General features: G+C 63.8%; 13 protein-coding genes. 10 read left to right on the forward strand and 3 right to left on the reverse strand.

The features are described 5' to 3' along the window. Nucleotides 1-119 precede the first annotated feature (119 nt). From leuA to AU252_RS21345, 3 genes are all read left to right on the forward strand, one after another. On the forward strand, nucleotides 120-1859 hold the full coding sequence (gene leuA, locus AU252_RS21335; RefSeq protein ID WP_058932427.1) for a 2-isopropylmalate synthase: 1740 nt from the start codon (nucleotides 120-122) through the stop codon (nucleotides 1857-1859). Between the two features lie 84 nt (nucleotides 1860-1943). Next, nucleotides 1944-2696: a DNA repair protein RecO gene (gene recO / locus AU252_RS21340; RefSeq protein ID WP_058932428.1), complete on the forward strand. Its 753-nt coding sequence runs from the start codon at nucleotides 1944-1946 to the stop codon at nucleotides 2694-2696. A 2-nt stretch (nucleotides 2697-2698) separates the two neighbouring features. Further along, nucleotides 2699-3529 carry an isoprenyl transferase gene (locus AU252_RS21345; RefSeq protein WP_058932429.1) on the forward strand — a complete coding sequence of 277 codons (831 nt, stop codon included), beginning with the start codon at nucleotides 2699-2701 and terminating at the stop codon, nucleotides 3527-3529. On the opposite strand, the gene AU252_RS21350 is transcribed toward AU252_RS21345, so the two are convergent. After that, the gene (locus AU252_RS21350) at nucleotides 3484-4494 is read right to left on the reverse strand and encodes an alpha/beta hydrolase (protein WP_058932430.1); all 1011 of its coding nucleotides are present in this window, start codon (nucleotides 4492-4494) and stop codon (nucleotides 3484-3486) included. The two genes, AU252_RS21345 and AU252_RS21350, sit on opposite strands and share 46 nt — an antisense overlap. 75 nt (nucleotides 4495-4569) lie before the next feature. Here AU252_RS21350 and AU252_RS21355 point away from each other — a divergent pair, with 75 nt between their 5' ends. Continuing rightward, nucleotides 4570-5643, forward strand: a complete 1074-nt coding sequence (locus AU252_RS21355) for a quinone-dependent dihydroorotate dehydrogenase (protein ID WP_058932431.1) — start codon at nucleotides 4570-4572, stop codon at nucleotides 5641-5643. 87 nt (nucleotides 5644-5730) lie between these two features. On the opposite strand, the gene AU252_RS21360 is transcribed toward AU252_RS21355, so the two are convergent. Further along, nucleotides 5731-6333 (reverse strand): DUF3043 domain-containing protein, encoded by a 603-nt coding sequence (locus AU252_RS21360; protein ID WP_058932432.1) that lies wholly within the window; start codon nucleotides 6331-6333, stop codon nucleotides 5731-5733. 54 nt (nucleotides 6334-6387) lie between these two features. On the opposite strand from AU252_RS21360, the gene AU252_RS21365 reads away from it, so the two are divergent. From AU252_RS21365 to AU252_RS21385, 5 genes are all read left to right on the forward strand, one after another. Next, complete coding sequence (locus tag AU252_RS21365; RefSeq protein ID WP_058932433.1) at nucleotides 6388-7833, forward strand: dipeptidase; 1446 nt, start codon at nucleotides 6388-6390, stop codon at nucleotides 7831-7833. Between the two features lie 184 nt (nucleotides 7834-8017). Next, nucleotides 8018-8407, forward strand: coding sequence for a HesB/IscA family protein (locus AU252_RS21370; RefSeq protein ID WP_056340087.1), 390 nt, complete (start codon nucleotides 8018-8020; stop codon nucleotides 8405-8407). 187 nt (nucleotides 8408-8594) lie between these two features. Further along, nucleotides 8595-9467 (forward strand): aa3-type cytochrome oxidase subunit II, encoded by an 873-nt coding sequence (gene ctaC, locus AU252_RS21375; RefSeq protein ID WP_058932434.1) that lies wholly within the window; start codon nucleotides 8595-8597, stop codon nucleotides 9465-9467. Between the two features lie 10 nt (nucleotides 9468-9477). Continuing rightward, on the forward strand, nucleotides 9478-11205 hold the full coding sequence (ctaD, locus tag AU252_RS21380; RefSeq protein WP_058932435.1) for an aa3-type cytochrome oxidase subunit I: 1728 nt from the start codon (nucleotides 9478-9480) through the stop codon (nucleotides 11203-11205). After that, nucleotides 11202-11603, forward strand: a complete 402-nt coding sequence (locus AU252_RS21385) for a cytochrome c oxidase subunit 4 (protein ID WP_058932436.1) — start codon at nucleotides 11202-11204, stop codon at nucleotides 11601-11603. Before ctaD ends, AU252_RS21385 begins: the two co-directional genes overlap by 4 nt. 140 nt (nucleotides 11604-11743) lie before the next feature. Here the strand turns inward: AU252_RS21385 and AU252_RS21390 are convergent, their stop codons facing one another. Continuing rightward, nucleotides 11744-12031: an HPr family phosphocarrier protein gene (locus AU252_RS21390; RefSeq protein ID WP_346425691.1), complete on the reverse strand. Its 288-nt coding sequence runs from the start codon at nucleotides 12029-12031 to the stop codon at nucleotides 11744-11746. 191 nt (nucleotides 12032-12222) lie between these two features. Here AU252_RS21390 and AU252_RS21395 point away from each other — a divergent pair, with 191 nt between their 5' ends. Next, nucleotides 12223-13014 carry a GntR family transcriptional regulator gene (locus AU252_RS21395; RefSeq protein WP_058932438.1) on the forward strand — a complete coding sequence of 264 codons (792 nt, stop codon included), beginning with the start codon at nucleotides 12223-12225 and terminating at the stop codon, nucleotides 13012-13014. The last annotated feature ends 8 nt before the right edge of the window (nucleotides 13015-13022 follow it).

The raw sequence follows: 13022 nt of genomic DNA on the forward strand, positions 1-13022 counted from the left end.
CTTCTTAGCTGCCGCGGCGAGGCCTCAGACGCGATTTAGCGCAAGGCCCACCCTCGTCGCGGAGTTTGTGTTGCCCGGCCACCTTTCAGATAAGAACCACAGAAAAGGCCCCGATAGTAATGCGAAACGCACAGAAGTCCTCCGGAATGCCAGCCCACCGCTACCGTCCGTTCCAGGATCAGATCACTGTTGAACTGCCTGACCGCACGTGGCCGGACAAGGTCATCACCAAGGCCCCGCGCTGGTGCGCTGTAGACCTGCGTGACGGCAACCAGGCGCTGATCGACCCGATGAGCCCGGCCCGCAAGATGAAGATGTTCGATCTGCTGGTCCGCATGGGTTACAAGGAAATTGAAGTCGGCTTCCCTTCTGCCTCGCAGACCGATTTCGACTTCGTCCGCCAGCTCATCGTCGGTAACCACATTCCGGACGATGTCACCATCCAGGTCCTCACCCAGGCCCGCGAGCACCTGATCGAGCGGACGTACGAGTCCCTGGTCGGCGCCAAGCAGGCGATTGTCCACCTGTACAACTCAACGTCCGTCCTGCAGCGCCGTGTGGTGTTCAACCAGGACCAGGACGGCATCCTCGACATCGCGCTCCAGGGCGCCAGACTGTGTAAGAAGTACGAGGAAACCCTCGTTGACACGCACGTCACCTATGAATACTCGCCGGAGTCGTTCACCGGAACTGAACTGGACTATGCCGTCCGGGTCTGCAACGCCATCGCCGACGTTTTCGAGGCATCCGCCGACAGCCAGGTCATCATCAACCTGCCTGCCACCGTGGAAATGGCCACTCCGAACGTGTACGCCGATTCCATTGAGTGGATGAGCCGGAACCTGCACCCGCGTGAAGGCATCATCCTGTCCCTGCACCCGCACAATGACCGGGGTACCGGCGTGGCCGCCGCCGAACTGGGGTACCTGGCCGGCGCGGACCGGATTGAGGGCTGCCTGTTCGGCAACGGCGAGCGAACCGGCAACGTGGACCTCGTCACCCTGGGCCTGAACATGTTCGTCCAGGGCATCGATCCCATGATCGACTTCTCCGACATCGACGAGATCCGGCGCACCGTGGAGTACTGCAACCAGCTCCCCGTCGCCGAGCGTTCCCCCTACGGCGGCGACCTCGTCTTCACCGCTTTCTCCGGCTCACACCAGGACGCCATCAAGAAGGGCTTCGAGGCGCTGGAGAAGGATGCTGCCGCCGCCGGCAAGGACGTCGCGGACTTCACCTGGCAGGTCCCGTACCTGCCCGTTGACCCTAAGGACCTGGGCCGCAGCTACGAGGCCGTCATCCGCGTCAACTCGCAGTCCGGCAAGGGTGGCGTGGCCTACCTGCTCAAGAACGAACACAGCCTGGACCTGCCGCGCCGTGCCCAGATGGAATTCTCCGGCGTGATCCAGAAGAAGACCGATACCGTGGGCGGCGAAGTCAGCGGCGCCCAGTTGTGGCAGCACTTCCAGGACGAGTACCTGCCCTCCAGCCAGGCGGAGGGCCAGTGGGGCCGTTACTCACTCGGTTCCGTCAGCACCGAAACCGATGACGACGGCGGGATGACCCTGCACGCCTCGCTCACCGTTGATGGTGTCCAGGCCCGTCGCACGGGCACCGGAAACGGGCCCATCGCCGCGCTGTTGAGCATCCTGCGCGAGGATGGCGTCGATGTCCGGGTGCTGGACTACAGCGAGCATGCCCTTTCGGAAGGCGGCAGCGCCATGGCCGCAGCCTATGTCGAGTGTGCCGTGGGGGAGCGGGTCCTGTGGGGCGTCGGTATTGATGCAAACACCAGCATGTCCTCGCTCAAGGCCGTCATTTCCGCAGTCAACCGTGCCATCCGGGATTCCCGGGCCTGATTCGGAACACGTTGCGCGCCGGGATTCCCGGCGCGCAACGCACCGGCGTTGCCGGCTTTCCGGAACTCAGTGCGAAGATTAACCGTGGCCCAACAATCCTTTGCTGCCCGGTCCTACCGGGATGACGCCGTGGTGCTCCGTACCCACAAGCTGGGCGAGGCTGACCGCATCATCACGCTGCTGACCAAGCACCACGGCCAGATCCGCGCCGTCGCCAAGGGTGTGCGGCGGACCAGCAGCAAGTTTGGGGCGCGGCTGGAGCCATTTATGGTTGCCGACCTCCAGCTGGTCTCCGGAAAGACACTGGACATCGTCACGCAGGCTGTTGCCAAGGGCGCCTACGGCAGCAACATCGCCGCTGACTATGGCCGCTACACCGTTGCAGCAGCCATGACCGAAACTGCGGAAAAACTCACCGACGTCGACGGCGAAGCGGGCACCGCCCAGTACAACCTGCTGGTGGGGGCGCTGGCCTCGCTCTCCCGGGCCGAGCACGCGCCGGGACTGATCCTGGATTCGTATCTCCTGCGGGCCCTTTCCACCGGAGGCTGGGCTCCGAGTTTTACCGACTGCGCCCGCTGCGGCCGGCCCGGCCCGCATACGGCTTTTTCGGCTCCGCTCGGCGGTATGGTCTGCGCTGACTGCAGGCCACCCGGTTCGCCTGCGCCGGCCGCGGAGACCGTTGTGCTCCTGGGTGCCCTGCTGACCGGGGACTGGACGACGGCGGATGGCTCGGACGTGCCGCACCGACGGGAAGCTGCGGGGCTGGTGGCCGTATACCTGCAATGGCACCTTGAACGTGTCCTGAAATCCCTCAAACATGTGGAGCGTGGCTGACAGTGGCCTTGGGAAAAAAGAAGAGTACTTCGCGGCAGCGGACCACCCCTGTGGTGGCACCGTATCCGCACCCGTCCGGCGCGGTTGCCCCGGCGATCCCCGCAGAATTCATCCCCCGCCATGTTGCCATTGTGATGGACGGCAACGGCCGTTGGGCCAACCAGCGGGGCCTGCCGCGGATCGAGGGACACAAAGCCGGCGAGCCCGCCCTGCTGGACGTGATGGCGGGCGCTATCGAACTCGGCATCGAATACGTAAGCGTCTATGCGTTTTCCACCGAAAACTGGCGCCGGTCACCCGAAGAGGTCCGCTTCCTGATGGGTTTTAACAAGGACGTGCTACGAAGGCAGCGGAACCAGCTGGACGACTGGGGTGTCCGCGTGCGGTGGTCCGGCCGGCGTCCCAGGCTGTGGGGCTCGGTGATCCGCGAACTGGAAGAGGCTGAGGAATTTACCGCGGCCAACAGCACGTGCACGTTGAACATGTGTGTTAATTACGGCGGCCGGGCGGAAATCACGGACGCCGTATCGGCTATCGCCGCCGAGGTTGCCGCAGGCCGGCTCAAACCCGGGGCCATCACCGAGAAAACCATCCAGAAGTACCTGGACGAACCGGACCTGCCGGACGTGGACCTGTTCCTGCGGAGCTCGGGGGAGCAGCGGCTCTCCAATTTCCTACTCTGGCAGTCCGCGTATGCCGAGTTCGTCTTTATGGACACGCTGTGGCCCGACGTCGACCGGCGGACCCTGTGGGACGCCGTCGAAATCTACGCCCAGCGGGACCGGCGCTACGGCGGCGCCGTCGACGCCGCACCGGGTTCAGCCGTACCGTAACCCCGGAGCCAGCGGGCGAGCCGCGCATAGGCGTCTGCCCGCACTTTGGCAGGGGAGAGGAAGACGTCGTGGAGCGCGCCGTCGATCCGTTCCACCGTGACACTGCGCCCCAGTGTCAGGGCGCGGAGGGCGATGATGTTGACGTCCAGTACCGCGTCGGTGCGCCGCATTTCCTCGGACCAGAACGGCCCGGTGGCGCTTCCCCGGGACAGCAGCACCAGGATGGGTATGTCGATGTCCAGGCCACGGGCCACCTTGGTGTGGCCGGCCAGGATGGCGCTGAGCCAGCCCGCGCGGAGCGGAAATGCCATGGGCGGACGGAACCTGTCGTCCAGCGGCCACTCGCCGTCGGCTGAACTGCTGATGGTCCGCCAATAGAACCCCCGCTCGGGCAGCCGCAGGACAGCCTCCGGCCGGAACCGCGCCACGGGTCCCACCATCGTGGACGCAGCACGGCGGACCAGCGAGCTGCCGTGCATCTCCAGCCAGGGACTGTTTAACACCAGCTGGGATGCCGCTCCGGGGTGGTTGCTGACCCAGAGGGCGGCCACCAGGCCGCCGGTGGAGTGGCCCATCAGCGTGAGGGAGGCCTTGGCTTCCGGTTCCGGCGTGTGCGTGTCGGCCCGGATGATGGCGATGGCCGCTTCGATCTCGGCGTCATAGTCCGCCAGGTTCGCCACGTAGCCGCCCGGCGTCTCCGGGCGCAGGCTGCGGCCGTGGTTGTGCATGTCGAGGGCGTAGAACTCGTAGCCGCTGTGTGTCCAAAACTGCGCCAGGTCCACATTGAAGAAGTAGTCGCTCCAACCATGGAGGAACAGCACTGTCCGGCGCCGGCCGGTGGCTGCCGGTTCCTTCGCCGGACGGAAGCGCACCAGCGTGGCGGTGCGCTGGACGCCGTCTTCGCCCCCGGCCTCGAAGGTGCAGGCTTCGAAGCCAGCACCGAGGATATCTGGCTGCCACCTCATGGCTTTATGCTAGCCGGAGCCGCATGTATGGCGGCCCGGTTTGGTCTGGACCGTCCGAGACGGAAAACTAGAGCCATGCGCGTATATCCGACATTCTTCAGGCTGGCCTTTTCGTGGATGGACGCGGAACGCGCCCACAAGATCGGATTCAAGGGAATCAAGCTTGCCAATACTTCCGGCGCAGGACGGCTGCTGCACCGGTTCACGGCACCCGCGGCCTCACTGCAGACTTCTGCCTTTGGGCTGACCTTCCCATCCCCGTTCGGTCTCGCAGCCGGGTTCGACAAGGAGGGATTCGGCATCGAGGCCCTCACCGAACTTGGCTTTGGCCATGTCGAAGTAGGGACCATCACCGGGCAGGCGCAGCCGGGCAACGAGAAGCCACGCCTTTTCAGGCTGATCGAGGACCGGGCTGTCATTAACCGGATGGGGTTCAACAACGATGGCGCCGCCGCCGTCGAACCGCGCCTCAAAGCGGCACGCGCCGCCCTGCAGCGCAGGCACCCTAACGTGCGACCCGTGATCGGGGTTAACATCGGCAAGAGCAAGGTGGTGGAACTCGACGACGCAGTGGCCGATTACCTGATCAGCGCCCGGAGCCTGGCGCCGGCCGCGGACTACCTGGTGGTCAATGTCAGCTCACCCAACACGCCCGGGCTGCGCCTTCTCCAGGATGTCCAGACACTCCGCCCGCTGCTGACCGCGGTGGGGGACGAGGCGGACAAGGCGGCAGGCCGGCACGTCCCGCTGCTGGTCAAGATCGCACCGGACCTCAGCGATGAGGACATCGACGACGTCGCCAAACTGGCCCTGGACCTTAAGCTGGATGGCATTATCGCCACCAACACCACGATCGGGCGTGAGGGGCTGGCGTCGCCGGCTGCGAAAGTGGTCGAATGCGGCGCCGGGGGCCTGTCCGGGGCACCGCTGAAGCAGCGTTCATTGGAAGTCCTTCGCCGGCTCAAGGAGGCCACCGGGGGCGCGATCACGCTGGTGGCCGTCGGCGGCGTCGAGACGGCGAAGGACGTCCAGGACCGTCTGGATGCCGGGGCCACGCTGGTCCAGGGCTACACGGCGTTCCTGTACGAGGGGCCGTTCTGGGCGGCGCGGATCAACCGCGACCTGGCGAAAGCGCGACGCAACCGTTGACTCACACAACAAAACCCCGGTGGTTGGACCACCGGGGTTTTCGTTGTTTAAGGGAGGAGCGCTGCCGGGTCTGACCCGGCCTGCACGTCAGGACGGGTATTGGCCGCGCTTCACGAGCGGCTTGGGCAGGCGCAGCTTGCGGAACTGCAGGGACCGCATCGAGCCGTACCAAACCGTGCCACGCTCAACCCCGCCGAACTTCTCGGTCAGCTTCTTGCGGAGCTGCCTGGACAGAATGAACACATCCACAAACACGGCCAGGAACATCACCCAAAAACCGCCCAGGACATAAACCATCTGCTCGCTGGAAGCCGGAACAATGAGGGAAATGATGACAAATACCAGGGCGCCGAACATCAGGTATTCGCCCAGGCTGAAGCGCGCATCCACGTAGTCGCGGGCATAACGCTTCTGTGGACCCTTGTCGCGCAGGGGCAGGAACTTTTCATCACCTGTGTCGAGCGCCTGGCGCATTTTGGTCCGCTGGTCCTGGATGGCCTGGCGCTCAGCGGCCTTGGACGCCTTGCGGTCCTCCGGCACCAGGGGCCGTTTGCGGGCAGCCTCCTGGGCTTTACGCTTGGGCGTGGGCGCACCCTTGCCCAACGCGGCATCCTGCCGGGCTGCCGCTTCAGCGGCCTGCTGGTCTATTGATTGCTGCGCCGTTGGCGCTTCCTTTTTACGTCCGAACACGTGAACAGAATACCTTGCGGCCCAAGGAGATTCGGCGCGGGTATTGTGTTCGCCATGACTCCCACTCCAGCAGCCAGTCCGTCCGACGCCAACACCCCCGGCCCCGGCCACCCTGCACCGGCCATCGACGCGGACGGACTCAGGCTCTCCGTGGCAGGTTCCTTCGACACTACCCTCGACCGGCTCAAGGAACTTGTGGCCATTCCCGGCATCGCCTGGCCGAGTTTCGATCCTGCGCCCTTGGAAGCCAGCGCGCAGGCCGTAGCGGAACTGCTGCGCGCCGCCGGCCTTGAGGATGTCCAGGTCCTTCGCAGTAACAAGGAGGACGGCACCCCCGGCGGACCTGCCGTCGTCGCACGCCGACAGGCGGCCGAAGGAAAGCCGACCATTCTGCTGTACGCCCACCACGACGTCCAGCCGCCGGGGGATCCGGCGCTGTGGGAAACGGAGCCTTTCGCCGCCGTCGAACGGGAGGGCAGGTTGTACGGCCGTGGCGCTGCTGACGACAAGGCCGGGATCATGGCCCATGTGGCCGCCTATGCTGCAGCGATCGAGGTTCTGGGCACGGAATTCGGCCTTGGTGTGACGTTCTTCTTCGAAGGTGAGGAGGAAGCTGGTTCTCCCACCTTCCGTTCCTTCCTGGAAACGCACCGGGAACTGCTGCGGGCCGATGTGATCGTGGTGGCCGACTCCAGCAACTGGAAGGTGGGCATTCCCGCCCTGACCACCAGCTTGCGCGGCCTTGTGGACGGAACCATTGAAGTCCAGGTGCTGGAGCATGCTGTCCACTCGGGCATGTTCGGCGGACCCGTGCTGGACGCGCCAACCCTGCTGTCCCGTTTGATTGCCACCCTCCACGACGCTGACGGCAACGTGGCCATCAAAGGCCTCGTATCGAATGACAACGTCGGCGTGGAGCTCACCGAAGCGGAGTACCGTGCTGATTCCTCCGTTCTCGACGGCGTCCGGCTGGCCGGCACCGGAAGCATCGCCGCACGGCTGTGGACTAAGCCCGCGCTGTCCATCATCGGCTTCGATGCGCCCGCCGTGGACGTGGCCTCGAACACGCTCCTGCCGCGGGCGCGTGCTAAGTTCAGCCTGCGCCTGGCGCCCGGCCAGGATCCGGCGGCAGCGATGGAAGCCGTTCAACGCCACGTCCAGGCCAATGCGCCCTTTGGGGCAAAGGTGGTGTTCACTCCCGGGGAAAGCGGAAAGTCGTTCCTCGCTGATACATCCTCCAAGGCGGCGACGTTCGCCATGTGGGCGCTGGGGGAGGCCTGGGGTGTTCCGGCGGTGGAGATGGGGATCGGCGGCTCGATTCCATTTATTGCGGACCTGCTGGACGTCTATCCGGACGTCCAGATCCTCGTGACCGGTGTTGAGGATCCCGATTCCCGTGCCCACAGTGCCAACGAGTCCCTTCACATTGGTGATTTCAAGAACGCCGTGGTCGCCGAGGCGCTGCTGCTCGCCCGGCTGAACGCAGAAGGCGTGGCCTGAATCCCGTGTCCCTCTGATGCCGGCATTCCTCCACCGTTGGGAACAATCAGCGGGCAGGCTTGGTTACGTCAGGAGTTAGAGCTACAGGGCTGACCGAAGTAGCATGTAGCTATAGCCCGTACCGTATCCGTAGGGGCAGGCACCGCTGACGCGGGGCCGCCAGGACCGTCCTAAGGTAGGCCAAATGAGCACCGCAACCAACGAGAACATCACCGAGACCACCAGCGCTGCCAGCGATGAACTGGCCGCACATGAGGTCAAACTGACCGACGTCGCAGCAGGCAAGGTGCGCAGCCTCCTGGAGCAGGAAGGCCGGACCGATCTCCGCCTGCGCGTTGCCGTCCAGCCCGGCGGCTGCTCCGGCCTCATCTACCAGCTCTACTTCGACGAGCGACTCCTTGACGGAGACGCCGTCCGTGACTACGACGGCGTCGAAGTTGTGGTGGACAAGATGAGCGTGCCGTACCTCAGCGGTGCCAGCATCGATTTCGAGGACACCATCTCCAAGCAGGGCTTCACCATCGACAACCCCAATGCCGGTGGCTCCTGCGCCTGTGGTGATTCCTTCCACTGACCCGGTTCTTTCGCCCGATGCCGGCGCCTGCTTTCCGTCTGCCAAAAACGGCACGGAGGCACGGCGCCGACATGTGGGCGAAACGCCCGGCAGAGCGGTAAGCTCTACACCGAGTAGTAAAACTTTTAGTGTGCCCGGACGGCCCCTTGGGTGGCCGGGCAACAGCAACAAGTAGGAAGGGCCGTCTGTGAGTTCGCAGAACCGAACCGGCAGCCGACGCAAAACGATCACTACGATCTCAGGCTTGGCAGTTGCCGGCGCGTTGGTTTTGACTGGATGTTCGCCAGAGGTAGAGAAGGGGTGGCTGCCCACCGAGCGTGGCACCACCAATCACACTGACCGGATCATGGACCTCTGGGTCAACTCATGGATTGCAGCCCTTGTTGTGGGCATCATCACGTGGGGTTTGATCGTTTGGTGCCTTGTCGCCTACCGCCGCCGCAAGGGCACCACGGGTTTCCCGCGGCAGACCAGCTTTAATCTCCCGCTGGAGGTCTTTTACCTGACCATCCCGCTGTTCATGGTCCTGGTGTTCTTCTACTTCACCGACCGCGACCAGCAGGCCATCGATGACCGCTCCAAGCCGGCCGACGTCGTTGTTGACGTACGCGGCAAGCAGTGGGCCTGGGACTTCAACTACAAGTCCGGCGAGGTCGTAACCGAGGATGTCCACGAAGCTGGAGTCCAGGCACACCTGACGGGCAACACCATCGACAAGGAAGCGCTGCCGACGCTCTACCTGCCGGTTGGAAAGTCCGTTGACCTCGAACTGAACTCCCGCGATGTCATCCACTCTTTCTGGGTTCCCGCCTTCCTGCAGAAGCGCGACATGATCCCCGGCAAGACCAACTACATCAGGTTCACGCCCACTAAAGAGGGAACCTACGACGGCAAGTGCGCCGAGCTCTGCGGCGAGTACCACTCCGAAATGCTGTTCCGCGTCAAGGTTGTCTCTGAGACCGAATTCCAGGCTCACATGGACAAGCTCAAGGCAGATGGCAACACGGGACTCCTCGGCGAAGAGTATGACCGCAACCCGAACCTGAACGAAATTAAGTAAGGGGAGCGACGTGGCTACTTATACCCAGACCGCACCTGCCGGAACCCTTGAGGCTCCCGTAGTTCCTAAGTCCAAGGGACGCATCGTCGTCAACTGGATCACCTCCACCGACCACAAGACCATCGGGTACATGTACCTGATCGCGTCGTTTGTGTTCTTCTGCCTCGGTGGCGTCATGGCTCTGCTCATCCGGGCTGAACTGTTCGAACCGGGCATGCAGATCCTGCAGACCAAAGAGCAGTACAACCAGCTGTTCACGATGCACGGCACCGTCATGCTGCTGATGTTCGCGACGCCGCTGTTCGCCGGCTTCACCAACGTCATCATGCCCCTGCAGATCGGTGCCCCCGACGTCGCGTTCCCGCGGCTGAACGCACTGGCCTTCTGGTTCTTCCTCTTTGGCTCCACCATCGCGGTGTCCGGTTTCATCACCCCGCAGGGTGCGGCGTCGTTCGGCTGGTTCGCCTACGCGCCGCTGTCCAACACGACGTTCAGCCCTGGCATCGGTGGTGACCTGTGGGTCTTCGGCCTGGCGCTGTCCGGCTTCGGCACCATCCTGGGCGCGGTCAACTTCATCACCACCATCATCTGCATGCGTGCTCCGGGCATGACCATGTGGCGGATGCCCATCTTCACCTGGAACGCACTCGTGACGTCCATCCTCGTGCTGATGGCCTTCCCGCCGCTGGCTGCGGCACTGTTCGCGCTCGGCGCGGATCGCCGCTTCGGTGCCCACATCTTCGATCCGGAGAACGGCGGGGCGGTCCTGTGGCAGCACCTGTTCTGGTTCTTCGGCCACCCCGAGGTGTACATCATTGCGCTGCCGTTCTTCGGCATTGTGTCCGAGATCTTCCCGGTCTTCAGCCGCAAACCGATCTTCGGCTACAAGGGCCTGGTGTACGCCACCATCGCCATTGCGGCCCTGTCCGTGACCGTGTGGGCGCACCACATGTACGTGACCGGTTCGGTGCTGCTGCCGTTCTTCGCCTTTATGACCATGCTGATCGCAGTACCTACGGGCGTGAAGTTCTTCAACTGGATCGGCACCATGTGGCGGGGGTCCATTACATTCGAGACTCCCATGCTGTGGAGCATCGGCTTCCTCATCACGTTCCTCTTCGGTGGCCTGACCGGGATCATCCTGGCTTCGCCGCCGCTGGACTTCCACGTTTCTGACTCCTACTTCGTGGTGGCGCACTTCCACTACGTGGTGTTCGGCACCGTGGTGTTCGCGATGTTCGCAGGCTTCTACTTCTGGTGGCCCAAGTGGACCGGGAAGATGCTCAACGAACGCCTCGGAAAGATCCACTTCTGGCTGCTGTTCCTCGGCTTCCACGGCACGTTCCTCATCCAGCACTGGCTGGGCGTTGAAGGCATGCCCCGCCGCTACGCCGATTACCTGGTGGAGGACAACTTCACCTGGATGAACCAGTTCTCAACCATCTCCTCGTTTGTGCTGGGCGCATCCCTGATTCCCTTCTTCTGGAACGTCTACATCACCTGGCGCAGCTCCGAGCGCGTCGAGGTGGACGATCCCTGGGGCTTCGGAGCGTCGCTTGAGTGGGCTACCTCCTGCCCGCCGCCGCGCCACAACTTCACCTCGCTGCCCCGGATCCGTTCAGAGCGTCCCGCCCTGGACCTCCACCACCCGGAGCTCTCGCAGGTACATACCGTTGAATCGCCTGCAGCCGCAGCAGCGGTGCTCGGTAACGCCGACCAGAAGGACACCGCCAAGTGAAAATCGAATCATGGATATTTGGAGCCGGAGTCTTCTTCTTCGTACCGGTTTCCCTGGTCTACGGTTTCCTGACCAACTGGCATGAGTGGGTAGGAACCCTCGGGATCCTCCTGGTGGGCGGACTCTCCGGAATGATCGGCGGCTACCTTGGCTTCACCGGTAAGCGCATCGGGATGCGTCCCGAGGACCGCAATGACGCCGAGATCCACGAGGGCGCCGGCGAACAGGGGCACTTCAGCCCCTGGAGCTGGTGGCCGCTGGTCCTGGGCCTCGCCTGTGCGGGGGGATTCCTTGGCCTTGCAGTGGGTTGGTGGATCCTCTTCATCGCAGCCGGCCTCGCAGTCGTAGCCCTCGTCGGCTGGGTCTTCGAGTACAGCCGTGGGGACCACGCCCACTAGGAGCCGCTGAGCTTCAGCAGAGATTTTGCAAAGTACGACGTCGGGCCCCACCTTCTGGTGGGGCCCGACGTCGTTCTTGTCAATTCGGTTGGAGCGTCGATTTGGCGCGGGAGTCACGGGACAATGGCCCCTGGGAGGGGCTAGCGGGCTCCCTGTGACTCCAGGATCTCAGCCAGCATCCGTAAGGCCTCCTCGGCGTCGCGGTGACTGACGGGACCGCTGAGGGCGCCTTCGGGGACTGAAAGCTCTACTTCGCAGCCGAAGGGAAAGTCGGCAGTCATGACTTCCAGCAGGGAACGGGCGTCGACACCCTGGATGCCGGCCCTGCGGATGGTGACGGGAAGTCCGGTTTCAGTCACTGCCCTGACGAACATTGCTGCGGGACGGGCATGCAAGCCGACTGACGCTGACACAACGGCCTTATGCACTGGCAAGGGGTCTCCGATCTCCTGACGGACCCCACACCGTCATCGCTGAATTTCCTGTCCAATATATCCGGCTGGATGGCCGCGCGACGAAACGGGGGAGTGGGACCGGTCGGTTGCTGGAACTGGTCTAGTCCAGCGGTGCTGCTTGCCTTAAGCTTGGATAGTGAAAACTGAAGCAAGGACGTACCTCCGTGGCTGCTGATGCCGGCGCCGTTGCCGGCGAGATCGACCGCAGCAGCGGGACCGCCATCTATATCCAGCTCAGGGAGATCCTCCGGGCCTACATCAGCGATTCCTGCCCGCCAGGTTCTGCGCTGCCCTCGGAACGGGATCTTGCCTTGCGGTTCGGCCTGGCCCGGATGACTGTCCGGCAGGCCATCGACGCTTTGGTCGGCGAGGAAGTCCTCGAGCGGGTTGTCGGCCTCGGCACGTTCGTACGAAAGCCCAAACTGGACCTTCAGGTAAAGCTCACCTCGTACAGCGAAGAGATGCAACGCCGCGGCATGGTGCCGGCCGCCAAGGTCCTGAGCTTTGAACAGATCGGCGCCAGCGCCTTCCTGGCCCGCGAACTGCAGGTGGAGGAGGGGACGCCACTGGTGCGTTTCCGTCGGCTGCTGTTGGCGGACGGTGAGCCGATGAGCGTGGACGAGAACTTCATCCCGGCGCAGCGCGTCCCGGGACTTTTGGACGGCGAGCCCCCAACATCGCTCTACAACGTGCTGAGTGAGCAGTTCGGCCTTGTGATGGAGTGGGGGGAGGACATGATCGAGGCGACGGCCGCTTCCCCCTCTACGGCGCGCCTGCTCAACGTCGACGTCGGCACCCCCTTGCTCAAGATTCAGAGGCACGCCTTTGTTGCCCGGGCGATGGTGGACTACTCAGTTTCGTACTACCGGGCCGACCGCTACAAGCTATGGGTACCCCTCCAGCGGCCAGGTGCGAGGCCTGCCCGGAACCAGTCGCTGGGTTACCGCAACCACTAGTAGCGGGC

Origin of the sequence: Pseudarthrobacter sulfonivorans (assembly GCF_001484605.1) — a bacterium.
GTDB classification, from domain to species: Bacteria; Actinomycetota; Actinomycetes; order Actinomycetales; family Micrococcaceae; genus Arthrobacter; species Arthrobacter sulfonivorans_A.